We start from the raw sequence: 24,679 nt of genomic DNA, 5'->3' as shown, positions 1-24,679 counted from the left end.
GCAGAAGCGGAGGGTTTAGAAATGGCCGACTATAGAGTACCATCGCCACTGGCTCGCGAGGCCATGGCCTATGTGCTGGCCGGTGGCCGCGGCACGCGCCTGATGGAATTGACCGACCGCCGTGCCAAGCCGGCCGTTTACTTTGGCGGCAAGTCGCGCATCATCGACTTCGCGCTGTCCAATGCGATCAATTCCGGCATCCGCCGCATTTCGGTAGCGACGCAATATCAGGCGCATTCGCTGATCCGCCACCTGTCGCGCGGCTGGAACTTCCTCCGCCAGGAACGTAACGAGAGCTTCGACGTCTTGCCCGCCTCGCAGCGCGTGCGCGAAGACATGTGGTATGCCGGTACCGCCGACGCCGTATACCAGAACATGGACATCATCGAGGATTCGGGCGCCCGCTACATCGTGATCCTCGCGGGCGACCATATCTACAAGATGGACTACGAAATCATGCTGCGCCAGCATGTGGACACGGGCGCCGACGTGACCATCGGGTGCCTCGAAGTGCCGCGCATGGAGGCCACGGGCTTTGGCGTGATGCATGTGGACGGGCGCGACCGGGTGGTCGACTTCGTCGAAAAGCCCAAGGATCCGCCGGGCATTCCGGACAAGCCGGACATGGCACTGGCGTCCATGGGTATCTATGTGTTCGAGACGCGGTTCCTCATGGAACAGCTGCGCCGGGATGCGGCGACCGAAGGCTCCAACCGCGACTTCGGCAAGGACATCATCCCCTATATCGTCAAGAACGGCACGGCCTGGGCGCATCGCTTTCCGCGCTCTTGCGTGCGGTCGAGCAACGAGGAAGTCAGCTACTGGCGCGACGTCGGCACGATCGATGCCTATTGGAAGGCTTCGATCGACCTCACCGACATCAAGCCGCAGCTCGATCTTTATGACCGCGACTGGCCGATCTGGACCTATGCCGAGATCACGCCGCCGGCCAAGTTCGTGCATGATTTCGACGGCCGCCGCGGCTCGGCGGTGAACTCGCTGGTCTCGGGCGACTGCATCATTTCGGGCGGGCACCTGCAGCGCACGCTGCTGTCGACGGGTTCGCGCGTCCACTCCTATTCGGTGCTGGATGAGGCGGTGGTGCTGCCCTATTGCGATATCGGCCGTAATGCCCGGCTCAAGAAGGTGGTGATCGATCGCGGCGTCAACATCCCCGAAGGATTGGTGGTCGGCGAGGATCCGGAATTCGACGCCAAGTGGTTCCGCCGCAGCGACGATGGGGTTACGCTGATTACCCAGAACATGGTCAACAAGTATCTGGCAGGCCGATGATCGAAGTTCTCTCGGTTGCGTCCGAGGTTTATCCGCTGATCAAGACCGGCGGCCTTGCCGACGTGGCCGGGGCCTTGCCGGGCGCGCTGAGTTCGCATGGGGTGACCATGCGGACGCTGGTGCCCGGCTATCCTTCGGTGATGGGCAAGCTCAGCGGCGGACGGGTCGTCAAGGAACTCGACGACCTGTTCGGCGTGCAGGCCAAGCTGATCGCCGCGCGGGTGGAGGGGCTCGATGTCATCGTCATCGATGCTCCGCAGCTCTATGACCGGCCGGGCAATCCTTATGTCAGCCCGGATGGCTGGGACTGGCCGGACAACTGGAAGCGCTTCGCGGCGCTGGGTTGGGTGGCTGCAGAACTCAGCATGGGCATGGTGGATGGCTACCATCCGCAGGTGATCCACGCCCATGACTGGCAGGCGGGCCTGGCGCCCGCCTACGTCAAGTTCAGCCCCGTCGCACATATCAAGACGGTGATGACCATCCATAACCTAGCCTTCAAGGGCTTTTTCGGGGCCGAAATATTCGGGCAGCTGCGGCTGCCGCAGCATGCCTTCGGGGTCGGGGGCGTCGAGTATTTCGGTGGGGTGTCGTATCTGAAATCGGGCATGGAATGCGCCGACTTTGTCACCACGGTCAGCCCCAACTATGCTGATGAGATTCGGACGCCCGAATTCGGCATGGGCCTAGAAGGCCTGCTCAACGGGCGGGCCGAAACGGTGATGGGCATATTGAACGGCATCGACGTCGAGGCCTGGGACCCGGCGACCGACAAGGCGTTGGTGCGCACCTTTACCGCCAATACGATGAACGGGCGCCTCGCCAACAAGCAGGCGGTCGTCGAGAAGTTCGGGCTGGACGGCACCGATGGGCCCTTGTTCTGCGTGGTCAGCCGGCTGACAGACCAGAAGGGCATGGACCTGCTGCTGCAGACGGTCGATGGCTTGGTGGACCTGGGCGGGCGCCTCGCGGTGCTGGGATCGGGCGAGGCCTATCTCGAAGACGGGTTCCGCAACATGACGGCGCGGCATCCGGGCAAGGTGGGAATGTGGAGCGGCTATAACGAGGCGCTCAGCCACCTGATGCAGGGCGGATGCGACGCCATCATCATCCCGTCGCGCTTCGAGCCATGCGGGCTGACCCAGCTCTATGGCCTGCGCTATGGTTGTGTGCCGGTGGTCAGCCGCATCGGCGGCCTGGCCGACACGGTGATCGACGCCAATCCGGCGGCCATTGCCGCCGAAGTCGCCACCGGCGTGGTGTTTGATGCCAACAGCGCGCATGCGCTCTATGAAGCGATCCGCCGGACGGTGCGGCTCTATCGCGACGAGAAGATCTGGAAGAAAATTCAGCGGCGGGGGATGAAGTCGGACGTGTCCTGGGACACCAGCGCCGGACGCTATGCCGACCTCTACGCTTCCTTACTGGGGCTCAAGACCAATGACGATTCAGACGATTAACACCACGCCCTATAACGACCAGAAGCCGGGCACGTCGGGCCTGCGCAAGCGGGTGACGGTTTACCAGCAGCCCAACTATGTCGAGAACTATATCCAGGCGATCTTTGACAGCCTCGAGGGCTTTGAGGGCCAGACGCTGGTAATCGGCGGCGACGGGCGGTTCTACAACGACGTGGCCATCCAGAAGGCGATCCGCATCGCTGCGGCGAACGGGTTCGGCAAGGTGCTGGTGGGGCAGGGCGGTATCCTGTCGACGCCGGCGGCCAGCCATGTGATCCGCCACTACAAGGCCTTCGGTGGCCTGGTGCTGTCGGCCAGCCACAATCCGGGTGGGCCGGAGGGCGACTTCGGCATCAAGTACAATATCGGCAATGGCGGGCCGGCACCGGAGAAGATCACCGATGCCGTCTATGCGCGCACCAAGGTCATCGACAGCTACAAAACCGTGGATGCCGGCGATATCGATCTCGGCACCATCGGAACTCAGACAGTGGGCGACATGACGGTCGAGGTGATCGATCCGGTGACCGACTATGCGGCGCTGATGGAGACGCTGTTCGACTTCGACGCGATCCGCCAGCTGTTTGCCTCGGGCTTCCGCATGACCTTCGATGCCATGTCGGCGGTGACTGGGCCGTATGCCCACGCGATCCTCGAGGGCAAGCTCGGGGCGCCCAAGGGAACGGTGATCAATGGCACGCCGTCGCCATCGTTCAATGACGGGCATCCCGATCCGAACCTGGTCTATTGCAAGGACATGTATGACCTGCTGATGACCCAGGAGGGCCCGGACTTCGGCGCCGCCTCGGACGGGGACGGGGACCGCAACCTCATCATCGGCAAGAACCGGTTCGTGACGCCTTCAGATTCGCTGGCGCTCCTGGCGGCCAATGCGCATCTGGCGCCGGGCTACAAGGACGGCATTGCCGGCATCGCCCGCTCGATGCCGACCAGCGCCGCGGCCGACCGGGTGGCGGAAAAGCTCGGCATCGAAATGCACGAGACACCGACGGGCTGGAAGTTCTTCGGCAACCTGCTTGACGCCGGCCGGGTGACGATCTGCGGCGAGGAAAGCGCGGGAACGGGCTCGAACCATGTGCGCGAAAAGGACGGGCTCTGGGCGGTGCTGCTCTGGCTCAACATCCTGGCCGTGCGCAAGCAGGGCGTCGACGAGATCGTGCGCGAGCATTGGTCGACCTATGGGCGCAACTACTACACCCGCCACGATTATGAAGAGGTCGATTCTGGCGTTGCAGGCAAGCTAGTGGATGACCTGCGGGCGCAGTTGCCGAGCCTGCCGGGCAAGGTGTTCGGCGATGACCTCCAGGTCGCCTATGCCGATGACTTCACCTACCATGATCCGGTGGACGGCTCGACCAGCGCCAAGCAGGGCGTGCGCATCGGCTTTACCGACGGTTCGCGCATCGTCTTGCGCCTTTCGGGCACCGGCACGGTGGGCGCAACGCTGCGCCTTTATCTCGAGCGCTACGAGGCGGCCGATGGGCGGCACGATCTCGAAACGCAGGCGGCGCTCGAGCCCCTGATCGCCATTGCCGAAGAGGTGGCCGGCATCAAGCAGCGGACCGGCCGGCAGGAACCCAGCGTCATTACCTAACAGCGGATAGTCAATGAAGCCCATGCTGGTCCCCAATGGGGGCAGTATCGACCGCCTCGGTGCCACAGTGACCGAGGCGGGCGTCAATTTTGCCGTTTATTCCGAGAGCGCCACCGCGATCTGGGTGTCGCTGTTCGACGAACTGGACCAGGAAACGGACCGGTTCGAGCTGGATGTGCACCAGGACCATATCCATGCCGGCCTGATCGCGGGCATCGGCGCCGGCGCGCGCTACGGCTTGCGCGCGGATGGGCCCTATGATCCGGACCAGGGCTATTTCTTCGATCCGATGAAGCTCCTGGTCGATCCCTATGCCAAGAGGCTCGACCGGGTGTTCGTTCGGTCGCCGCGCTTGCGGCTCGACCGGGCCGAGGCTGTGGATACGGCGCCGCTCATCCCCAAGGCGGTGGTGGTCAGCGAGATCTGGGAGAACCTCCTGCCGCGCAAGAAGGCGCCGGGCCTGTTCTACGAGATGAATGTGCGCGGCTATACGATGCGGCACCCCAGCGTGCAGGGGCCGCTGCGGGGGACAATCGCGGCGCTGACGACGCAGCGAGTGATCGACCATCTCAAGTATATCGGCGTCGACACGCTGCAGTTGATGCCGACGGCTGCGTGGATCGACGAGGGGCACCTGCCGGCGCTGGGGCTGACCAATGCTTGGGGCTACAATCCGGTCGCCTATTCGGCGATCGACCCGCGGCTGGCGCCACGTGGACCGCATGAATTGCGGAACATGACCGATCTTTACCGCAAGAACGGGATCTCGGTGATCCTCGACGTAGTCTACAACCACACTGGGGAAGGGGACGCGCAGGGGCCGATGCTGAGCCTCATGGGGCTGGACGCGCGGACCTACTACCGGTTCGTCGAGGTCGATGGAAAGCAGGTGCTGGTCAACGACACGGGGACCGGCAATACGCTGCGTTGCGACCATCCGGCGGTGCAGCGGCTGGTGATCGACTCGCTGCGCTACTGGGTCGAGGAGATGGGGGTATCCGGCTTCCGCTTCGACCTGGCGACGGTGTTGGGCCGCGAGCCGGGGTTCAACCCCAATGCCGAGATGCTGCAGAAGATCAAGGCTGACCCGGTGCTCAGCAAGTGTATCCTCGTGGCCGAGCCCTGGGATCCGGGTCCGGGCGGTTACGCGCTGGGGCAGTTCGGCAAGGAGTTCCGCGAGCACAACGATACGTATCGCGACGAAATCCGCGAGTTCTGGCGCGGCGAGAACGGCAAGATCGGCGCCCTGGCGGGGAAGGTCGCAGGCTCTGCCGAAATCTTCGACCATGCCGGGCGCAAGCCCAGCCACGGCGTAAATCTCCTTGCCGTGCATGACGGCTTTACGTTGCGCGACCTCGTGACCTACCAGCACAAGCACAACGAGGCGAACGGAGAGAACAACAATGACGGCCACAACCACAACCGATCGTGGAATTGTGGCGTCGAGGGCGAGACCGACGACCTGAATATCGTCCTGGCGCGCAAGCGCGACGTGCGCGCGCTTTTGGCGACGCTGTTCATGTCGCGCGGCGTGCCGCTCCTGCAGCAGGGCGACGAGATGTTCCGCACGCAGCAGGGCAACAACAATGCCTATGCGCAGGACAACGAGATCACCTGGCTCGACTGGGAAAGTGCCGACGGCGACATGGTCGACTTCGTGGCCGCGCTCAGCAAGTTCCGCAAGGCGCATTCAGCGCTGACGCATGACCATTTCCTCACTGGGCAGGACAAGAACGGCGTGCGCGACGTGGTCTGGCTGCATCCGGACGGGCGCGAGATGAACGAGGGCGATTGGGGTGACTCGACCGCCTCGGTTCTCGGCATGCATCTTCACAACAAGGAGGACGAGGTCGTGGTGTGGTTCAACCGGCGGGTGGAGCCGGTGGTGGCCCGCCTGCCGCAGGGGGAGTGGATGATCGGCATCGTTTCCGATCCTGGTACCGAAATCGTCCTGCGGGATGGCACTGCCACGCTCGGGCCCCGTTCGGTGGTTGCGCTCATCAGACCGGGACAGGCAGCATGATCATCGCCCAGCTCAGCGACATCCACGCCGATGGCTCTAACAAGCCGCTGGAGCGGCTGGACAAGGTACTAGACTGGCTGCAGGCACTGGAGCCGGATGCGATCATCATCAGCGGTGACCTGGCGGAGGCGGAGCACGAAAAGAGCTATCGCGCCATCAACAAGCGCCTCGAGGCGATGAAGACGCCGTTTCTTCTGGTGCCCGGCAATGTGGACGACCATGGAGAGATGCGCGCGGTGTTCGGTGAGCGCTTCGGCTGGGAAAGCGACCGGCCGCTTTGCGTCGAGGGGCAGATCGGCGCGGAAGTCCGGGCAATCGGACTCGATGTGACGGTGGCAGGAGCCCATCACGGCGATGCTGCGCCAGTGCTCGACTGGCTGGGGGAGCGGCTCAATAGCGGCGGAGCTCCGGCGCTGATCTTCATGCACCAGCATCCGTTCTTTTGCGGGGTCGACAACAAGGACCGCAACAAGTGTCGCAGCGAGGAAGCGCTGTCGCTGGTAATCGGGCAGGCAAGCGACGTTGTTTATGGCACTACCTGTGGCCATGTGCACCGGCCGATGTTTACCCGCTTTGCGGACCGGCCGGCTACGATGGCACCTTCGGTGGCGCGGGCCAATCGCCTCGACCTCGATGGGAAGAAGGCCGACATCGTCGATCCGCCGGGGCTGCTGATCCACCACCTGAGCGAAACGCGGCTGGTGACGCATGTCGTCAGCGTGTCCTAGAGCGGCACTTCCGTCATTCCCAGGCTCTGGTAGAGCCTGAGAGCTGCGGCATTGCCCGCCATGACCTTGAGGTCGACGTGGCTTGCGCCATGCCGCTGGAAAGCGGCGAAGGCGCTGCGGAGGAGGGCAGCGCCCACGCCTTTACCTCGATGGTCTTCGGCAACCGCAAGGTCTTTGATGAAGGCACTGCTCCAGCACAGCGCCATGCCGGCGAGGGCGCCGGTGTCGGCCAGGGCGATGAAGACCAGATCGGGGTCGAACTCGGCGTCCGCAGTGACGGCGAGCCACCATTGTGCGAAGGGCGGGACGGCGCCGAAGCCGTTGCGATAGCTGCTGTCGAGCAGCAGATGGAGTGCGGCCGGCTCAACGGCGCTGAGTGGTGCCGGGCGGAACCCGCTTGGCCAATGCGTGTCGACGGCGTCAAGCGCCGCGAGGTGCCGGCGGAGGCGGATGACTTCGGTCAAATCAGTCTCAGCACAACAAGAGCCAGAAAGCCGAAGCCGAGGAAGAGGCAGAGCGGAGAATAGACGCGGCGGTCGTTAAGACGGAAGTTCGGCTCAGGGGTCTTTCGCGCCCACCATGCGCTGTAGCCGACAAAGCCACGGGCCAGGAACACCGCGGCGAGCGGCAGCCCGGAAAGAGTGAGCGGAACGCCCCCGCTGTCATGGTCGGCCAGGGCGAGCGCCAGGATGCCGGCGGCAAGTGTCGCGACAGCGACGGCGAAAGACGCGAGGCGCGGTGGCATGCGCTCGATGCCTTCAAAGCCGACGACGGTTTGCGCCAGAAGCTTTTCGCCGCGGATTGGCCAGGTCGAGCCCAGGGACCAGGCGAAGTGGGCGGTGGCCACGGCCAAAAGGGCAACAAACATGAAGGCGGCAATGAGCATGCTCATGGCGGGCGTGGTCTCCGGTCAGCGCTGGAACGGCATATGCCATAGCAGCTTCGCCTGCTCAATCAGCGGCGTTGCACTCAGGGGGCGTTGCTGAGTTCCGAACAGGTCAGCACAGGCTCGGCCTCATCGCCCAAAGTGGTGTCCTGGAGACTAGCTTCAGTGCCCTTGGTCGACCAGAGCCAGCGGCCCGAGGCGTAGCTCGCGCCGGAGGCGGAAACGACGGAGGCGAAGATCAGCTCCTCGTCTTCCTCGGGAACGGGCACTACGGCAAGGAAATTGGGAGCGGCATTGATGTAGGTCACCGTGAGGGGCGTTTCGGTGGCGCAGTCATAGGTCATGACATGGCGCTGGAAATCGCCGGTGGCTGCAATTTCAATCTGCAGGCTGGTTTCGGCTGCCAGGGCGGCGGAATGGAGCAGCCCGGTGATTGCCGCAACGCTCAGAAGCATCTTGTTCATCGAAAGATCTCCCACTGCCCCTTGCCGCAACGGTAGTGGTCAACTGCGGCGGAAATTCTGCCGCTAGGCGTGCTTGCGGGCCCGGATATAGGCCTGATAGTTGACCAGCGTCTGTTCGATGATGTCATCAAGGAAGGAGACGCCTTCCTGCAGCTCGGGCGTGTCATCGCGTGTGACGGCCAGGGACATGCCGACAACCTGCAGCGCGTAGGCCAGCGTGACCTTGTCTTCGTCCAGGAGACGATTACCCTCGCGGTCGATCTGCTGGAGGTAATCGACGATCTCGGCGGGGCTCAGGGCCGCCTTAAACTGGCGCCAGGTGCCGTGCTGCCCCGGCTTGGTCAATTCCGCAGCGGCGGAGCCCAGAAGAAACATGGCCTCGCCGTTTTCGGCGCCTTCGCTGCGCAGATCGTGCAGCAGGTTGGTGATCTTGCCGAGAAGGGCGTTTTTGGCGTCGGTGGTCATGCGTGGGTCCTTGAAGCTCATACCCCTTGTAGTGCTGTTCGGCCCCGGCGTCAGCCCCGGCTCAGGCCTTGAGGTGCCGCAAGTGGATAGACTTCAACCTTGACTCAGCGCGAAGAGCTTTCCCGTTCCAAGATTTTTTCGGCAACGTTTGTCAAGTCCCCGCGTTTCCTAGGCGAGCAGGTGCTCATTCATTGAGACATTAAAGAAGGCTATCAAAATGCACATCAAGACTCTTGTTTCGGCTTCGACCCTTGCTATCGTTCTTGGCTTCTCCGGCACCGCTTTTGCCCAGACCTCGATTGGCGGCCAGACCCTTTCCGAGGGAGACATGGAACGCGTGAAGGTCTATTGCGAAGACCTGCAGAACGAAGCCAACCAGGCAGCTGGCGCTTCTAGCGATGAGTCGGAACTGAACTCCACCGACGATGATTCGTCGGCCGACGCAGCCGCAACCGGCACTGCGACCGGTTCGGACGAAGAAGATGACGACACCGCCGACGTCGGCACGATCGACATGGACCTGATCACGCTTGAAAACTGCAGCGAAGCCGGCTTCATCACGCCGACTGCACAGTAATCTGAGCGAATATCTCTCTGTGGCGCCCGGCTTTTGCCGGGCGCTTTGCTTTGACGGGCGCACTTGGGGCCTATCCAGATGTGATCGGCGAGGGATAATTGCTGCGGAACCACCACGTGCAAATCTCGTTAAGCCAACGAACCGGTGACCACCTCAAACGATCCGGACAAGATATGGACCTGCCCCCTCCCGGGTCCATTCGATCGGTGGACTGCCGCAGAGGCTGACGCTCCTTTGTGGTGTCTCCGGTGGGGCGCGAAACTTCGGTTTCGCGCCCTTTTTCTTGGCCGCTTGCCGCCCCTGGATAACACCAAAAGTGATCGGCCGGGCTGAACGAAATGGCTGCGGGAGGACTTGTAGCCTTGCAGGGATGGGTTCCCGAGAACGCACGAGCAGCGGTCTGTCGACGAGGACCTGCTCGCCTTCTCCGCTGATTGTGCGCTGACCGCTGGCCCTAAAGGCCGGCGGTCAGGTTCAGCCGGTCCAGCACCATCCGGTCTTCCGGTTCGACCATGCCGACCAGGAAGCGGACGACTGTGCGGCGTGCTTCAGCCGGCAGCGCCGAGATTGCGTCATTGATGCGGCTGGCCTGGGTGGCCGACAAAACGGCGAAGAGTTCGCGGCCTTTGTCGGTTGCATAGAGCAGGCGCTGGCGGCGGTCGGAATGGCCGGTCTTTTGCTCGACATAGCCATTGTCGATGAGTTGCCGCAGCACGCGCGCCAGGCTTTGCTTGGTGATCTTGAGGATGTCGAGCAGATCGGCAACCGGCATGCCGGGACGAAGGTTGACGAAATAGAGGACGCGGTGATGCGCCCGCCCGAACCCCTGCCGGTCGAGCAGCGCGTCGGCATCGCCGGTGAAGTCGCGATAGGCAAAGAAGAACAGGCCCATGATGTCGAGGGGCAGGGACTCTGTAGCCGGGACAGGATTTATGTCAGCTATGTTGACATTTTTTTGCGGTGCTGGCATTGTCTTCCCATCAGGACGCCGTTCAGTCTTATCCCGCAGCCTTTGAGCTTTGCCAAGGGCTTGAGCTGGAGCATGATCGGCGCCAGCAGGGACTGCACAGGCGGTGCCTTTTTGTTTGGGAGAGGATCATGGCAGGCGTGCCCATGGACCAGCGCGATGGCTGGATTTGGTTTGACGGCGAGTTCAAGCCCTGGAAAGACGCAAAAATCCATGTGCTGACGCATGGTCTGCACTATGCCAGCTCGGTGTTCGAAGGTGAGCGCGCCTATGGCGGCGAGATCTTCAAGTCGCGCGAGCATACCGAGCGGCTGATCCGTTCGGGCAAGACGCTCGATTTCACCATTCCCTATTCGGTCGACGAGATCGAAGAGGCAAAGCGGCAGGTGCTGGAAAAGAACGGTCTTGTGGACGCCTATGTGCGTCCCGTGGCGTGGCGCGGTTCGGAAGAGCTCAGCGTTCCGGCGCGCAACAACAAGGTGCACCTGGCGATCGCCGCCTGGGTGTGGCCGAGCTATTTCTCCGTCGAGGAGAAGCTGAAGGGCATTCGCCTCGAATGGAGCAAGTGGAAACGCCCTAGCCCGGAGACCATTCCGTCTTCGGCCAAGGCGGCGGGCCTCTACATGATCTGCACGCTGTCCAAGGACGCGGCCATGGCCAATGGCTTTGCCGATGCGCTGATGCTGGACTATCGCGGCTATGTGGCGGAAGCCACGGGCGCCAACGTATTCTTCATCAAGGGCAAGGAGATCACGACGCCGACGCCGGACTGCTTCCTCAACGGCATCACGCGGCAGACGCTGATCGAGCTGGCCAAGCGCAACGGCTTTAGCGTGACCGAGCGCCACATCATGCCCGAAGAGCTGTCGCAGTTCGACGAGTGCTTCCTGACCGGGACGGCCGCGGAAGTGACGCCGGTCAGCCTGATTGGGGAGTATAATTTTGCTCCGGGCGACGGGTGCCGGACGCTTATTGATGCTTATGCGGCGGAAGTGCAGCCGAAGCGGGCGGCGGAGGAGTAGGGTCAGCTGTGTCGAGATTCAAGAAAGCCGGGCTTTGAGCCCGGCTTTTTTTGCATCGGGCCACCGTTGATTTCGTCTGAGGGCGGGATACCGGAGCTTAGTAAGTGTAGAGCCCTCGGGTCAGGCCCGAGGGTGACGGCTGGTGGGTGTGGAAGCTTGTTACTCCCAGCGCGCCTTTGCGTGGTCGTCGGCGTTTTTTGCTTCTACCCAGTGCGTGCCATCGGGGCGCGTTTCCTGCTTCCAAAAGGGGGCGTCGGTCTTGAGGTAATCCATAATGAACTGGGCGCCCGCGAAGGCAGCCTGGCGATGGAGGGCGAGGGTCATGACCTGGACGATGGGGTCGCCGGGGTGGAGCGTGCCGTAGCGGTGGATGACGGCCGCGGCGAGGAGCTCGAAGCGTGCTTTTGCATCATCGATCAGGGCGGTGAGTTGGTTGACGGCGAGTTCGGGATAGCATTCCAGCGTCAGGGCGCTGATGGGGGCGTCGGTTGTGGAGCGGACGAGGCCGGTGAAGGTGACGGCAGCGCCCGCGCCTTGAGCGGCGGCGATGAAGGCATTGGTTTCGGCGCCGGGGTCGAAGGCTTCGGTGGTGACTCGGACCGTCATGCTAGCCGCCGGTCATGGGTGGGAAAAGCGCCACGGTCGTGGCACCCAAGATAGACGCGTCCGGCTTGGCAAGGCGTGCGTCTACGGCCGCCCGGATCAGGGCGCGCTTTTGGGCAGCGTGGGCAAAGGCTTCGTCGCGGCTGGCGAGCCAGTCGATGAGTTCGGCCACGGTCGTGACCTCGGGAGGCGGCGAGACGTCCTCCTCGCCGCGATTGAGCCTTTCGCGCAGCCAGGCGAAATAGAGGATCTTCATTTGGGCTCGTCGACGAGGTGCGGCCAGCTGGCGCGCAGATACTCAAAGCCCGTCCAGAGCGTCAGGATGCCGGCGAGCCAGAGCAGGAGATCGCTGACGATGCCGAGGGCGGGAACGGCGCGCTCGAGCAGGACGACGGCGAGGGCAACCAGCTGGATAGTGGTTTTCCACTTGGCGAGCCAGGTGACGTTGAGCACGACCTTCGCATTGCCGAGGAACTCGCGCAGGCCGGAGATGAAGAACTCGCGGAACAGGATGGCCGAGACAGGCACCATGTCCAACGCGGAGAAACTGCCGTCCCAGGCGAGGGCAGCGATCAGGATGCCGACGAGGAGCTTGTCGGCGATGGGGTCCAGCATGCGGCCAAGGGGGGAATACTGGTTCCAGGCGCGGGCGAGATAGCCGTCGAGCCAGTCGCTGGCTGCAGCGGCGATATAGAGCACCAGCGCGATCATGCGCAGGGTCGTATCGCCGGAAATCACCAGCCAGACGATCGGGATGATCGCGGCAATGCGCGCGATGGTAATGATGTTGGGGACGAGGGTGAGCGGGTTTCTGGCCATGGCTGGACAGAACAGGAATGGCGAAGAGGGGTCAAGGGTTCCGGCGCGGTGGTGTCGCCAGCTCGTACCGTCACCACGTCATTCCCGCGAAAACGGGAATCTCACTCTTTTGACTTAAGAATGGATCCCCGCTTTCGCGGGGATGGCGTGGTGGTCGATCAAGGTCCGAGCCCCTTGCGGCTTACGCGACCTGCTGGTTCGTGGTGGCGCGGCGGTGGGTGACGGCTTCGGCGAGGGCTTCGAGGGCGGTTACTGTCGTGTTCCAGTCGATGCAGCCGTCGGTGATGGACTGGCCGTAGGTGAGAGGCTGGCCTGCGACCAGGTCCTGGCGGCCGGCGACGAGGTTGGACTCGATCATGACGCCGATAATGCGCCTGTCGCCGGCGGCGAGTTGGGCGCCGATGTCGGCGAGGACGAGGGGCTGGTTTTCCGGGTTTTTGGAAGAATTGGCGTGGCTGGCATCGATCATGATTGCGGGCGCGAGGCCGGATTTGGCGGCGGCTGCCGCGGCTGCCTCGACGCTTTGGGTGTCGTAGTTGGGCGTCTTTCCGCCGCGTAGGATGATGTGGCAGTCCTCGTTGCCGGTGGTGGCGGCAATGGCTGAGCGGCCGTCCTTGGTAACGGCGAGGAAATGGTGTGGCTGGCTGGCCGAGCTGACGGCATCGAGCGCGATCTTGACGTTGCCGTCGGTGCCGTTCTTGAAGCCGACGGGGCAGGACAGGCCGGAGGCCAGTTCGCGGTGGATCTGCGACTCGGTGGTGCGGGCGCCGATGGCGGCCCAGGAGACGAGGTCGGCGATGTATTGCGGCGTGGTCATGTCGAGGAATTCGCAGGCGGCGGGCAGGCCTAAGTTGGCAATATCAAGCAGGAGCGCACGGGCAGTGTGGAGGCCGGTGTCGATCTGGAAGCTGCCGTCGAGGTTGGGGTCATTGATGAGGCCCTTCCAGCCCACGGTGGTGCGAGGCTTTTCGAAATAGACGCGCATGATGATCTCGAGGCGGTCACCGAGCCGGTCGCGCAGCGGCACCAGGCGCTGGGCGTAGTCCATGGCTGCCTTGGTGTCGTGGATGGAGCAGGGACCGACAACAACCGCCAGGCGGTCATCGCTGCCGGAGAGGATGTTGTGGAAGGCATGACGGGCGCTGAGGACGGTGCGGGTCGCAGCGTCGGTGCGCGGATGCTGGCGCATGACCTCGATGGGAGTGGTCAGCGGCTTGATTTCAGTGATGCGAAGGTCGTCGGTGGATTTGAGCATGGTGCGGGTCCTCGGGATTGTCGAGGGGCACAAAAAAACCGCCTCGAGGGTTCGGGCGGTGGGCTTCGGGTTGGTCGTATCCTGGAAAGATCAGATCAAGCGCGCGGTAGCCTCCGCCGGGAGCGGATAGCTAAAATACCAAAACGAGAAGGTGCCGGCGGTGATCATGAAGGAAAGCTAGCGCGAGAGTTCGGTGTTGTCGAGTCCGACTTTTGGCGATCCCCTTGCCGTTGAGAGGAGGGTTGGAGGTTTTCATTTATGCGCGGGCTTAAAGCGTGGGAGAATTCAGAACCCCTACCCTCGGTCCCTCCCCTCAAGGGGGAGGGAGGCGATGGGGCTGCGCTTTGTGGTCGCGCCGCAAGTGAAGAGCCCTCGGGTCAAGCCCGAGGGTGACGGCCGGTGAGTGGGAGGGCGTCAAGCTCCGCCGGCCATGTTGAAGTCGTGTAGCTGCTGAATGGCGATTTGGCCTTCCCACTGAGGCCAGTGCTGGGTGTGGAGGGCGGCGAAGCGTTGGGACCAGTCGATGATCTCGGCTTCGGTGGGGAGTTCGTAGATGGCGTAGCCGCCGACCAGTTCCTTGGATTCGGCATAGGGGCCGTCGGTGACGACCTGGCGCTTGCGGACCGAGACCTTGCCGGTGTCGGACATGCCGCCGGTTTCCAGCATACGGGCGCCGGCCTCCATGCCGAGCTGGACGATGGCCTGCATCAGGGCGGGCGGCGGGGCGCCGGCTTCGGCAGGATTGGTGGTGGTGACGAAGGTGATGAACTTCATGGGGATGCTCCGGTGGTGTTCATTGGTACCACGGATGAGGGGAGCGCATTTCGACAATTGGATGGACCGATGACCCCCACCCTAGCTGCGCTATGGCCGTTGGCCTAGCTACGCTACCCTCCCCGCAAGGGGGAGGGAGGCGGAGCCGCGGGCTCGGAGCCATTCGGCCATAGGCCTCATGGCCTGATCACCTAAAATCGCTCCACTGGAGCGATTTTGCCTTTGGCCGGCGATCAGCGATTGAAGTGGTCGTAGACCAGCTGGGCCATGGCCCTGGAGATGGTCGGGACGTTTTCGAGGTCGGCGAGGGAGGCGCGGCCGACGGCTTTGGCGGAGCCGAAGTGGTTGAGGAGGGCGCGCTTGCGGGCGGGACCGATGCCCTCGATCTCGTCGAGCGGGTTCTTGATCTGGTCCTTCTTGCGCTTGGCGCGGTGGGTGCCGATGGCGAAGCGGTGGGCTTCGTCGCGCAGGCGCTGGACGTAGTAGAGGACCGGGTCGCGGTGCGGCAGCATGAAGGCTTCGCGGCCTTCCATGAAGAACTTTTCTCGCCCCGCGTCGCGCTCCTCGCCCTTAGCGATGCCGATAAAGGTCACGTCCTTGGGGAGGTTCATTTCGGATATGACCTCGCGCACGGCGTTGAGCTGGCCGGCGCCGCCGTCGATGAAGACGACGTCGGGCCAGTCGGGCATGCCGCCGCTCTCCTGGTCTTCAGCGGCTTCCTCGTTGCTCTCGTTGGCAAGGCGGGTGAAGCGGCGGGTCAGCACTTCGCGCATCATGCCGAAGTCGTCGCCAGCGGTGATGTCGGACTTGATGTTGAAAGTGCGGTAATGCTTTTTCGAGAAGCCTTCTTCGCCGGCGACGATCATGGCGCCCACGGCGTTGGTGCCCTGGATGTGGGAGTTGTCGTAGACCTCGATGCGGCGCGGGGGCTCGTCCAGGCCGAAGCAATTGGCGACGCCTTCGAGCAGGGTGCGGTTGGTGGCGCCCTCGGCGAGCTGACGGCCGAGCGCTTCGCGCGCGTTGTTGAGGGCGTGGTTGACCAGGTCACGCTTTTCGCCGCGCCGCGGCTGCTCGATATAAACACGGCGGCCGGCGCGGGTGGAAAGGGCTTCTTCCATCAGCGCGTGTTCGCTGAGTTCGTGGCTGACAAGAACGAGGCGCGCAGGGGTGCGGTTCTCGTAGAACTGTCCGATGAAGGCTTCGAGGACTTCGGCATCGGTGAGCGAGGCGTCGGCGCGCGGGCGGTAGGGATAGTTGCCCCAGTTCTGGAAGGCGCGGAAAAAGAAGACCTGGACGCAGAACTGGCCGCCTTCGTGGTGGATGGCGAAGACATCGGCTTCTTCGACCGTTTTTGCGGTGGCGTCGCCTTGCGACTGGACCAAGGCCAGAGCGGAGAGGCGGTCGCGGATCAGCGCGGCGCGTTCAAAATCAAGCTGCTCGGCCGCCTGGTTCATGTCGGCCTGGAGGTGATTGCGGACGGCGCTGGACTTGCCGGACAGGAACTGGCGCGCGTCTTCCACGAGCTCGGCATAGCCTTCGAGGCTGATTTCACGCGTGCAGGGGCCGGCACAGCGCTTGATCTGGTGCTGGAGGCACGGGCGGGTGCGGGCGGCATAAAAGCTGTCCGAGCAATTGCGCAGGAGGAAGGCCTTTTGCAGGCTTGAAATGGTGCGGGCGACGGCGGTGGCGGAGGCGAAGGGACCGAAATAGTGGCCGGGACGGCGGCGGGTGCCGCGGTGCTTGGTGAGTTCGGGCGCCTCGTGGTCGGTGGCGATCAGAATATAGGGGAAGCTCTTGTCGTCGCGCAGCAGCACGTTGAAGCGCGGCTTGAGGCGCTTGATCATGTTGGCTTCGAGCAGCAGCGCCTCGGACTCGGTCTCGGTGCGCACGAATTCCATGCTGACCGTGGCCGCGATCATGCGCTGAAGGCGGACCTCGAGCGCGTCGGGACGGGTGTAATTGGTGACTCGCGTCTTGAGGTTGCGTGCCTTGCCCACATACATGACCTCGCCGTTCGCATCGAGCATGCGGTAAACGCCGGGGGCAGCGGGCAGGGTGCGGACGAAGCTGCGAATGACTTCGTGGCCGCTAGCGGGAGGAGTGGGTGCGTCGGTCATGACCGGGGAGTGGGCTTGCTCTTGGGCAGGTATTCGAGATGTTCGCCGCCATCGAGCGCGAGCATCTGCCCCGTCATGGACGGCGTATTGAGCAACATTATGACGCCGTCGGCAATGGCGTCGGGACCGGCGTGGCGCTGGAGGGGCAGCGCTGCAACGGACTGCTCGAATTCAGCCTGCGACTGGCGCGTGTGGGGCAGGACCGGTCCGGGGCCGATGGCGTTGACGCGAATGGCAGGTGCCAGCGATTGCGCCAGGGTGCGGGTAGCGGTCCACAGCACCGATTTCGACAGCGTATAGCTGAAATAGGCGGGCGTGGGATGGAGCACGCGCTCGTCGACCATGTTGACGATGTTGCCTTCGACCCCGGGTGGAAGCTGTGCGGCGAAGTCGCGCGACAAAAAGATCGGGGCTTCGGCATGGATGGCGAAGTGCTGGTCCCAGAGGGTTTCGTCGACGTCGCGGGCGCTGTCGGGGTCGAACAAGGAGGCGTTGTTGACGAGGATGGTGATCGGGCCAAAGACGCCTGCGGCCCGAGCGACAAGCGCGGTGCGTTCGCGGCGGTTGGCAAGATCGGCTGCCAGGATCTCGGCTTCGCCGCCATTGTCGCGGATCTCGTCGCGAAGGGCGCGGGCGCCCTCGGCATTGGAGCGATAGTGGATAACGACGGCATGGCCCTGGCGCGCCAGGCGGCGGGCAATGGCAGCGCCAATGCGGTCGCTGGCGCCAGTGATCAGCGCGACGGGACGATTCGAGGGTATGGGCGTGTGCGACATTGGGCGGACCATAGGCTGTTTCGACCGGGCGCTTCAATGCCGGTGGCGCTCCGGGTGCTGACAGGCCGTGGCAGCAGCGAGGCCGATCAGCACACTGGCGAAGCGGCAGGCTTTGCGCTAGCCCTTGGTGACCGCTCCCCACTGTGACCTGATCCGATGACCCCGTCCACTGCACATGCCCGCGTCGACAATGTGGGCCGGGCCATAATGCTGACCCTCTTCACAATCGGTGTGTTCGGCATCCAGGATGTTTTGTCCAAGACGCTGGTGCAGACGTATTCGCCGTTCCAAGTCACCATGATGCGCTATTGGGGCTTTGCGCTGTTCGCGCTGGTCCTGGTGTTGCGGCAGGCGCCACTGCGGCAGGCGCTGAGCTCGAAGGTGCCGGTGCTGCAGGTGGTGCGCGGTTCGCTGCTGATCGTTGAAATCTGGTTCTTCGCCATGGCGCTGCAGAGCGTGCCGCTGGGCGAGCTGCAGGCCATTTCGCTGGTCTATCCGCTGCTGGTGACGCTGTTTGCCATCCCCATCCTGGGCGAGAAGGTGGGCGTGTTCCGGTTCGTGGCGGTGGGGATAGGTTTTCTCGGTGCCATGGTGATCGTACGGCCGGGCGGGCTGCCGCTTGGCTGGGGCGTGCTGTTTGCGGTGATCTCGTCGACGCTTTATTCGATCTATATCGTGATCACCCGCAAGGTCAGCCAGTTCGACAGTGCGGCGACCAGCATGGTTTATACGGGATTGATGGGGCTCCTGCTGTCGACTGCGGTGGGCATATTCTTCTGGCAGCCGATGGCGTGGAGCGATTTCGGTCTGGTGGTCACCATCATGGTCACGTCATGCCTGGGGCACGGGCTGATGGTGTTTGCCCTGTCAATGGCGCCGGCCAGCACGGTGCAGCCGTTCAACTACTTTTCGCTGCCCTGGGCGATTTTCCTCAGCGCCCTGGTGTTCGGCCACTGGATCGACCCGGTCTCGCTGGTGGGGGCGGTGATCATCGTGGCGGCAGGGCTGGTGGTGATGGCGCGGGAGCGAATCCGGCGGGTGCCGGTGCCGCAGGAGCCAAGCCTGCCGGGCAGGGACTAGGCAAGAAAACGCCGCCCCGGAGGGCGGCGTTGAAGTTTTAGTCACCGACGCAGAAGTAGCCGTTGGGACCGTTGAAGCAGACGCTGCTGCCGTTGTCATAGCCGGGCCAAGGCTGGGGGCGCGGCGGGCGCGGATTCCAGTGTGGCGGACGCGGGGGACGCGGATTGTGCCAGTGCGGAGGACGATCCCAGCCGGGGCCGTTGTCCCAACCCGGACGGTCCCAATCGGGGCGATCGTTCCAGCCGGGGCGGCCACCACGCTCAAGATAGTTGGCCGAAACCCAGCCATCGGGACCGCGCTTTTCGACATAGCACCAACTGCCGCGGCATTGCTGCACGTCGACACGGTCGCCGCGACGCAGCACGTCGACCTGCGAGTAGCCCGTGCCCGGGCCGGAGCGTACGTTGACATTGCCAGTCGCATAAGCGGGGGCGGCAAAAGCGGAGCCGGCGGTCGCCATGAGCGCCAAGGCTGCCAGCCCACCTGCCATGAGTTTCTTGCTCAAAGCCATTGTTGATCTCCTTCACCTGTTGGGCACTGAGTGCCTGTAACGGGAGATAATCACCCCCGCGATGAACCGGACCTGAATGGCTTCTTCAGCTTTCCATTACAGGCGCAGCAGATCCACAAAACGCTTGAGACGCTCTCCGAGTTTCTTGCGCTGCCTGGGCTTGAGCTCGCCCATCAGCGCCTCTTCCAGCTGCGCCCAGTGATCGGCGAGGCCATTGCGGATGCGGACGCCGCGTTCGCTGAGCGCCACACCGGGGGCGAGTTCGGGTCCGACCGCCTGACGCGTGACAAGGCCGCGGTCAATGAGGCGGGAAAGCCGGGTGGCTAGGGCAACTTCGGTGAGGCCAAGTTCGGCCGCCAGGTCCATCTCGGTGGTGCCGGCTCGGCCCAGTTCGAAGAGGATGGCATCGTCGCCGGGTTCAAGTCCCCGTTCCAGCAAAGGCTGCAGCAGTGCCTGGTGGGCCAGCTGCCCGGCCTCGATGAGCCGATAAAGCGTTGAACGGGATGAAGGCCTGGACATGGGCGGGAAAATAGTCCGAACTCCTCTGGCACGTCGATTGCTGTTCCCATCCTATCGTTAATCGCGGAGGGGCCAAGGCCGTTATTGTTCACCTTACGATGATGAGTTATGCGTGCATTGCCCTGATCCGGTGAACGGAACGCCATGACGCAAGACCTCGCCCGTATCCGCGCCTTTGTGCAAGTCTTCGACTCAGGCGGGTTCTCCGCGGCGGCGCGGCAGCATGGCCGGTCCAAGGCGCTACTCAGCAAGTATGTCACCGATCTCGAGGATTATCTCGGCGTGCGGCTGATGAACCGTACGACGCGCAAGCTCAGCCTGACAGAGGCGGGCGAGGCCTATTACCGGGAAGCGAGCGCCCTGCTGCAGCAACTCGACGACCTCGACGCCACGATCACCGACCAGACGGCCGAACCTCGCGGCATGCTGCGGGTTTCGGCACCGCGCAATTTTGGCGAGTCCACGCTGGCGCCGGCGATCTACGAGTATCTCAAAAAGTATCCGAAGGTGAGCCTCGACCTGCGTCTGGAGGATCGCTATGTCGACCTGGTCGACGAGGGGATCGACGTAGCGCTGCGCATTTCGACGCTGGCGGATTCCTCACTGATCGCGCGCAAGATTGCCGACATGCATGTGGTGGTGGGGGCAGCGCCGGCGCTGCTCAAGCAGTTCGGCATGCCCAAGCATCCTGAGGACCTGCGGCAGCTGCCCTGCATCGTCGATGTCAACCTCCAGGGCCAGTCGAACTGGCGGTTTATCGAGGATGGAAAGACCATCTCGGTGCCGGTCAACGGCCCGCTGCGGGTGAACTCGCCATTGGCGGCGCGGCAGGCGGCGGTGATGAATCTCGGTTTCGTCGTATTGCCGTCCTATCTGGCGGAGCCGTCGATCGCGAGCGGAGACCTCGTGCCCGTTTTGGCCGATTTCCTGCCAACGGGGCAGACGCTGCAGGCGGTTTATCCGCACCGGCGGCACCTGGCGGGCAAGGTGCGGGCGCTGATTGACCACCTGGTTGACTGGTTCCAGCACCATCCCATTCACTAGCGCAAGGCTGGGGCACGACTTGACCATTGGTTTCCCGAACAGGCGCCTGGCAGCCTTTGCCGTTGGCTTCCTGGCTCTGACAGTTCCGGCCGCCTCGCACCCCCATATCCTGATCGACGCCAAGGCTGTGGTTGAGTTCGACGCCAATGGTGCGGTCTCGGGGCTGCGTCATGCGTGGCAGTTCGACACGGCGTTTTCGGCCTGGATGATCCAGGGGCTGGATACCAATGGCGACCGCGAGACCTCGCCGGAGGAACTGCAGGGCCTGGCGGACGAGAATATGGTGGGCCTGGCCGAATATGGCTTCTACACCTATGCCGGGGAAGGCGAGGCGTTGATGTCGTTTACGCCGCGCGGCGACCAGCGCATGGTTTATGAGGACGGCCATGTAACGCTCAGTTACTCGCTGGACGCGACGGCGCCTATGCCGATTGATGGGCCGTTCGAGTTGGCCGTCTATGATCCCGAATATTATGTCGCCATCAGCTTTGCCGATGCCGGAACGGTGACGCTCGACGGGGCGCCGGGCGACTGCGGCGTTGTGCTGGAGCCGCCCAAGCCGATGGACCCGGCGGTGGAGGAACGGCTCTATGCGCTGGGGCCCGAGGTTCTAGAACTGCCGCCTGACCTGGCGGCGGCGATGCGCGGAACGCAGGGGCTGATTGCGATCAGCTGTGGCGAGGCCCCTGTTGCGGCGGCGCCGACGACCGCTATCGAGGCGGCGACGCAGGTGGCCGAGGCGCGGCCGGCGTTGCCCTTTGGCGGACCGCCGCCTGAGCCCGGCCTCAACCTGCCGCGGAGCGGGTTCTTCGGCTGGCTGCAGGACCAGCAGCGCAGCTTTTATGGCGCGTTGACGGCCTCGCTCGATGCGCTGCGGACGGACTGGACCGCCTTCTGGGTCTTGGGTGGGCTGAGTTTCCTCTATGGCGTGTTCCACGCGGCGGGGCCGGGGCACGGCAAGGTGGTAATCTCCTCCTATATGCTGGCCAATGAGACGCAGCTGCGGCGTGGGGTGACGCTGAGCGTGATCTCGGCGCTGCTGCAGTCGGTGGTGGCGATCGGCTTCGTGCTGATTGCTGCCGGCATCCTGGGCATGACCAGCGTTGCCATGGGCGACGCGGCGCACTGGATCGGCGTCGTGTCCTATGCGCTGGTGGCGCTGCTCGGGCTGTGGCTGGTGGCGCGAAAGGTGTTCGGCTGGGGCCATGCGCACCACGGCCACGACATGGCGCACATGGCGCGGCACCACCTGCATGTGCATGACCATGACCACGATCATGACCATCGCCACGAGCATCACCATGACGATGGGCATGCCCATGTGGTGACGCCCGAGGCGACGAATGGGAGCCTGCGGGAGCAGATTGGCGTGGTGCTGGCGGTGGGGTTGCGTCCCTGTTCCGGGGCGCTGGTGGTGCTGGTCTTCGCGCTGTCGCAGGGGCTGGTGCCCGCGGGAATTGCGGCGGTCCTGCTGATGGGCGTGGGAACAGCGATCACCGTGGCGGTGCTGGCGACCGTGGCGGTGACGGCAAAGGGGTTGGCGCGGCGGATCGGTGGGGTGGACAACCCGGTGGCTGCCGCCGTGGTGTGGTGGGCCGAGCTCGCGGGCGCGGTGGCGGTGCTGGGCTTTGGGGTGCTGCTGTTGGCGGCGAGTGTGTAGTCCTCGGCGGCACGAGTGCGGGGGCGGAAGAGCGCGACCCAACGCCGCCTTGCGGTTAGCGGCGGAGGGGTTATGGTGCGCCAGCCTAGAATCCCTCCAAACTGGCGCCCCATGTCCGATCACCTTCCGCCTGCCCATCCGCCTGTTCCGTCACCCAAGATCGGCGTCGTGCTGCTCAACCTGGGTACGCCCGATGCGACGGACTATTGGAGTGTACGGCGCTACCTCAAGGAATTCCTTAGCGATCCCCGCGTCATCGAGACGCCGAAGTGGCTGTGGTGGCCTATTCTCAACCTGGTGATCCTCAGCTTCCGGCCGCGAAGGAGCGGCCATGCCTATTCCCAGATCTGGGACAAGGAGCGCAACGAGAGCCCCTTGCGTGTGATCACCCGCGATCAGACCGAAGCGCTGGCGCAGCGGCTAGCCGGGCACGACAATGTCGTGGTGGATTATGCCATGCGTTATGGCAATCCCTCGACCAAGAGCGTGCTGGAGAAGATGCAGGCGGCGGGATGCCAGAAGATCCTCCTCGTGCCGCTCTATCCGCAGTATTCTGCTACAACGACGGCGACAGCCAACGACAAGGCGTTCGACGCCCTGCGGCAAATGCGCTGGCAGCCGGCGGTGCGCACGGCGCCGGCCTATTTCGATGATCCGAAATATGTTGAGACGCTGGCCAACTCGATCCGCGATGGCGTCGCGGCGCTCCCATTCGAGCCGGATCTGGTGATCACCAGCTACCATGGCATGCCGGTGGAGTATCTGGAGCGCGGCGACCCCTACCATTGCCAATGCTACAAGACGACACGGCTGGTGCGGGAACATCTGGGCTGGGACAACAGCAAGCTGATGGTGACGTTCCAGTCGCGTTTCGGACCCACCAAGTGGCTCGAGCCCTATACCGATGTGACGCTGGAAGCTTTGCCCAAGCAGGGCGTCAAGAAGGTGGCGATCCTCGCCCCGGCGTTCTCGGCGGACTGTATCGAGACGCTGGAAGAGATCAACATGCAGGGCCGCGAGACCTTCATGGAAGCGGGCGGCGAGCAGTTCGCCTATATTCCCTGCCTCAATGCCAGCCCGGGCGGGATGGACATGATTGAATCGATGGTGCGGCGCGAGCTTGCCGGCTGGCTGTAACAATGTGCCACGCCCTCGTGGTTCGAGGCTTTGCTTGGCAAAGCGCCTCACCATGAGGGCTACGGAGAACTCCAGGCTTCAACAGTCCTCGGTGAGGTGCGCTCTCTGGCGCTCCGAACCAAGAGGGCGTGGCACCTCAGCCTGTCTTACCGGCGTCGATGATGGCGCGGACTTCGCCTTCGACGCTATCGAGGATGCGGTTGATGGCGCGGACGGCCGCGTCAGGGTCAGAGGCGACGATGGCGTCAGCGAGGTCGCGGTGCAGTGGGAACGAGGCCAAGCCGAAAGCATCGGCGCTGAAGGGCGAGGCGCCGCCGCGTTCCAAGGCGTGGTCGAGGTTCATGAGCAACTGGCCATACATGGGATTGCCAGACGCGTCGTAGATGGCGCCGTGGAAGGCGTGATCAGCCTTGCGCCAGGGACGGCCGGCGTCAACTTCGATCAAGAGGAGGTCGCAGAGGCGGCCGATGTCCTTACGCTGCTGATCCGTGGCGTTCAGCGTCGCCTTGCGCACGACGTCGTTTTCCAGCGTGCGGCGGATTTCCATGAGGCGGAGCAGCGCTTCGCCCTCGAGGCGGACCATGGTGGGCACAAGGCCGCGGGAGGTCTGGACGCGCGCCGAAAGGTAGGTGCCGTCACCGCGGCGGCGGCGGATGATGCCGAGACCCTCCCAACGGTTGAGCGCCTCACGGATGGTGGAGCGGCCGACGCCGAGCGTGGCTGCCAGCGAGACTTCAGGAGGCAGGCGATCACCGATGGTGAGGCCCGAGCGCTCGACCATCTCGGCAAGCGCGTCGAGAACCGCGACGCCCCGGGTGCGGGTTTCCAGCGGCTCAAGATAGCTTAGTGCGCCTTGCGTCACGATCGGTCGCTCCTGTGGTCCG

The 24,679-nt window shown here is 63.8% G+C and carries 26 protein-coding genes; 11 read left to right on the top strand and 15 right to left on the bottom strand.

Annotation, left to right across the window (positions count from 1 at the left end):
- The first annotated feature begins 21 nt into the window (after positions 1–21).
- From glgC to VIL88_RS00990, 5 genes are read left to right on the top strand one after another with little or no spacing between them, the layout of a single operon-like run.
- On the top strand, positions 22–1,293 hold the full coding sequence (gene glgC / locus VIL88_RS01010) for a glucose-1-phosphate adenylyltransferase (RefSeq protein WP_331985015.1): 1,272 nt from the start codon (positions 22–24) through the stop codon (positions 1,291–1,293).
- On the top strand, positions 1,293–2,753 hold the full coding sequence (glgA, locus tag VIL88_RS01005) for a glycogen synthase GlgA (RefSeq protein ID WP_331985696.1): 1,461 nt from the start codon (positions 1,293–1,295) through the stop codon (positions 2,751–2,753). Before glgC ends, glgA begins: the two co-directional genes overlap by 1 nt.
- Complete coding sequence (locus VIL88_RS01000) at positions 2,734–4,368, top strand: alpha-D-glucose phosphate-specific phosphoglucomutase (protein WP_331985013.1); 1,635 nt, start codon at positions 2,734–2,736, stop codon at positions 4,366–4,368. The genes glgA and VIL88_RS01000 overlap by 20 nt, the downstream gene beginning before the upstream one ends.
- 13 nt (positions 4,369–4,381) lie before the next feature.
- On the top strand, positions 4,382–6,391 hold the full coding sequence (glgX, locus tag VIL88_RS00995; protein WP_331985011.1) for a glycogen debranching protein GlgX: 2,010 nt from the start codon (positions 4,382–4,384) through the stop codon (positions 6,389–6,391).
- Positions 6,388–7,119: a metallophosphoesterase gene (locus tag VIL88_RS00990; protein ID WP_331985009.1), complete on the top strand. Its 732-nt coding sequence runs from the start codon at positions 6,388–6,390 to the stop codon at positions 7,117–7,119. The genes glgX and VIL88_RS00990 overlap by 4 nt, the downstream gene beginning before the upstream one ends.
- Here VIL88_RS00990 and VIL88_RS00985 read toward each other — a convergent pair.
- The 4 genes from VIL88_RS00985 to VIL88_RS00970 all read right to left on the bottom strand — a co-directional run bounded on the left by VIL88_RS00985 (position 7,116) and on the right by VIL88_RS00970 (position 8,934).
- A complete protein-coding gene (locus tag VIL88_RS00985; protein WP_331985007.1) occupies positions 7,116–7,583 on the bottom strand; it encodes a GNAT family N-acetyltransferase in 468 nt (155 codons plus the stop codon). The two genes, VIL88_RS00990 and VIL88_RS00985, sit on opposite strands and share 4 nt — an antisense overlap.
- Positions 7,580–8,011, bottom strand: coding sequence for a DUF3995 domain-containing protein (locus VIL88_RS00980; RefSeq protein ID WP_331985005.1), 432 nt, complete (start codon positions 8,009–8,011; stop codon positions 7,580–7,582). Before VIL88_RS00980 ends, VIL88_RS00985 begins: the two co-directional genes overlap by 4 nt.
- A 77-nt stretch (positions 8,012–8,088) precedes the next feature.
- Positions 8,089–8,469, bottom strand: a complete 381-nt coding sequence (locus tag VIL88_RS00975; protein ID WP_331985003.1) for an MliC family protein — start codon at positions 8,467–8,469, stop codon at positions 8,089–8,091.
- Positions 8,470–8,532: 63 nt separating this feature from the next.
- A complete protein-coding gene (locus VIL88_RS00970; protein ID WP_331985001.1) occupies positions 8,533–8,934 on the bottom strand; it encodes a hypothetical protein in 402 nt (133 codons plus the stop codon).
- Between the two features lie 217 nt (positions 8,935–9,151).
- Between VIL88_RS00970 and VIL88_RS00965 the strand changes: the two genes are divergently transcribed.
- Positions 9,152–9,511 (top strand): hypothetical protein, encoded by a 360-nt coding sequence (locus VIL88_RS00965; RefSeq protein ID WP_331984999.1) that lies wholly within the window; start codon positions 9,152–9,154, stop codon positions 9,509–9,511.
- A gap of 454 nt (positions 9,512–9,965) precedes the next feature.
- On the opposite strand, the gene VIL88_RS00960 is transcribed toward VIL88_RS00965, so the two are convergent.
- Positions 9,966–10,481 (bottom strand): MarR family winged helix-turn-helix transcriptional regulator, encoded by a 516-nt coding sequence (locus VIL88_RS00960; protein ID WP_331984997.1) that lies wholly within the window; start codon positions 10,479–10,481, stop codon positions 9,966–9,968.
- A gap of 128 nt (positions 10,482–10,609) precedes the next feature.
- On the opposite strand from VIL88_RS00960, the gene VIL88_RS00955 reads away from it, so the two are divergent.
- Entirely contained in the window at positions 10,610–11,500 is an 891-nt protein-coding gene (locus VIL88_RS00955; RefSeq protein WP_331984995.1) for a branched-chain amino acid aminotransferase, read from the top strand.
- A gap of 159 nt (positions 11,501–11,659) precedes the next feature.
- Here the strand turns inward: VIL88_RS00955 and VIL88_RS00950 are convergent, their stop codons facing one another.
- The 7 genes from VIL88_RS00950 to VIL88_RS00920 all read right to left on the bottom strand — a co-directional run bounded on the left by VIL88_RS00950 (position 11,660) and on the right by VIL88_RS00920 (position 17,844).
- Positions 11,660–12,106: a molybdenum cofactor biosynthesis protein MoaE gene (locus tag VIL88_RS00950; protein ID WP_331984993.1), complete on the bottom strand. Its 447-nt coding sequence runs from the start codon at positions 12,104–12,106 to the stop codon at positions 11,660–11,662.
- A 1-nt stretch (position 12,107) separates the two neighbouring features.
- Positions 12,108–12,359, bottom strand: a complete 252-nt coding sequence (gene moaD, locus VIL88_RS00945; protein WP_331984991.1) for a molybdopterin converting factor subunit 1 — start codon at positions 12,357–12,359, stop codon at positions 12,108–12,110.
- Positions 12,356–12,922 carry a CDP-diacylglycerol--glycerol-3-phosphate 3-phosphatidyltransferase gene (gene pgsA, locus VIL88_RS00940; protein ID WP_331984989.1) on the bottom strand — a complete coding sequence of 189 codons (567 nt, stop codon included), beginning with the start codon at positions 12,920–12,922 and terminating at the stop codon, positions 12,356–12,358. Before pgsA ends, moaD begins: the two co-directional genes overlap by 4 nt.
- A gap of 181 nt (positions 12,923–13,103) precedes the next feature.
- Complete coding sequence (locus VIL88_RS00935; protein ID WP_331984987.1) at positions 13,104–14,177, bottom strand: 3-deoxy-7-phosphoheptulonate synthase; 1,074 nt, start codon at positions 14,175–14,177, stop codon at positions 13,104–13,106.
- Between the two features lie 414 nt (positions 14,178–14,591).
- Positions 14,592–14,951, bottom strand: coding sequence for a YciI family protein (locus VIL88_RS00930; RefSeq protein ID WP_331984985.1), 360 nt, complete (start codon positions 14,949–14,951; stop codon positions 14,592–14,594).
- Between the two features lie 233 nt (positions 14,952–15,184).
- Positions 15,185–17,068: an excinuclease ABC subunit UvrC gene (uvrC, locus tag VIL88_RS00925; RefSeq protein WP_331984983.1), complete on the bottom strand. Its 1,884-nt coding sequence runs from the start codon at positions 17,066–17,068 to the stop codon at positions 15,185–15,187.
- Positions 17,065–17,844: an SDR family oxidoreductase gene (locus VIL88_RS00920; RefSeq protein WP_331984981.1), complete on the bottom strand. Its 780-nt coding sequence runs from the start codon at positions 17,842–17,844 to the stop codon at positions 17,065–17,067. Before VIL88_RS00920 ends, uvrC begins: the two co-directional genes overlap by 4 nt.
- 156 nt (positions 17,845–18,000) lie before the next feature.
- Between VIL88_RS00920 and VIL88_RS00915 the strand changes: the two genes are divergently transcribed.
- The gene (locus tag VIL88_RS00915; protein WP_331984979.1) at positions 18,001–18,924 is read left to right on the top strand and encodes a DMT family transporter; all 924 of its coding nucleotides are present in this window, start codon (positions 18,001–18,003) and stop codon (positions 18,922–18,924) included.
- A 37-nt stretch (positions 18,925–18,961) separates the two neighbouring features.
- Here VIL88_RS00915 and VIL88_RS00910 read toward each other — a convergent pair whose 3' ends face one another.
- Positions 18,962–19,435: an SH3 domain-containing protein gene (locus tag VIL88_RS00910; RefSeq protein ID WP_331984977.1), complete on the bottom strand. Its 474-nt coding sequence runs from the start codon at positions 19,433–19,435 to the stop codon at positions 18,962–18,964.
- A gap of 96 nt (positions 19,436–19,531) precedes the next feature.
- Entirely contained in the window at positions 19,532–19,954 is a 423-nt protein-coding gene (locus VIL88_RS00905; protein WP_331984975.1) for a helix-turn-helix domain-containing protein, read from the bottom strand.
- Between the two features lie 144 nt (positions 19,955–20,098).
- On the opposite strand from VIL88_RS00905, the gene VIL88_RS00900 reads away from it, so the two are divergent.
- From VIL88_RS00900 to hemH, 3 genes are all read left to right on the top strand, one after another.
- Positions 20,099–20,998 carry a LysR family transcriptional regulator gene (locus VIL88_RS00900; protein ID WP_331984973.1) on the top strand — a complete coding sequence of 300 codons (900 nt, stop codon included), beginning with the start codon at positions 20,099–20,101 and terminating at the stop codon, positions 20,996–20,998.
- A gap of 19 nt (positions 20,999–21,017) precedes the next feature.
- Entirely contained in the window at positions 21,018–22,658 is a 1,641-nt protein-coding gene (locus VIL88_RS00895) for a DUF1007 family protein (RefSeq protein ID WP_331984970.1), read from the top strand.
- Between the two features lie 111 nt (positions 22,659–22,769).
- Positions 22,770–23,795: a ferrochelatase gene (hemH, locus tag VIL88_RS00890; protein WP_331984968.1), complete on the top strand. Its 1,026-nt coding sequence runs from the start codon at positions 22,770–22,772 to the stop codon at positions 23,793–23,795.
- Between the two features lie 136 nt (positions 23,796–23,931).
- On the opposite strand, the gene VIL88_RS00885 is transcribed toward hemH, so the two are convergent.
- A complete protein-coding gene (locus VIL88_RS00885) occupies positions 23,932–24,657 on the bottom strand; it encodes a FadR/GntR family transcriptional regulator (RefSeq protein WP_331984967.1) in 726 nt (241 codons plus the stop codon).
- Positions 24,658–24,679 lie beyond the last annotated feature (22 nt).

The sequence above is a fragment of the Devosia sp. genome, assembly GCF_036563435.1.
GTDB lineage: Bacteria > Pseudomonadota > Alphaproteobacteria > Rhizobiales > Devosiaceae > Devosia.
This window is presented reverse-complemented; position numbering and strand designations above follow the sequence as displayed.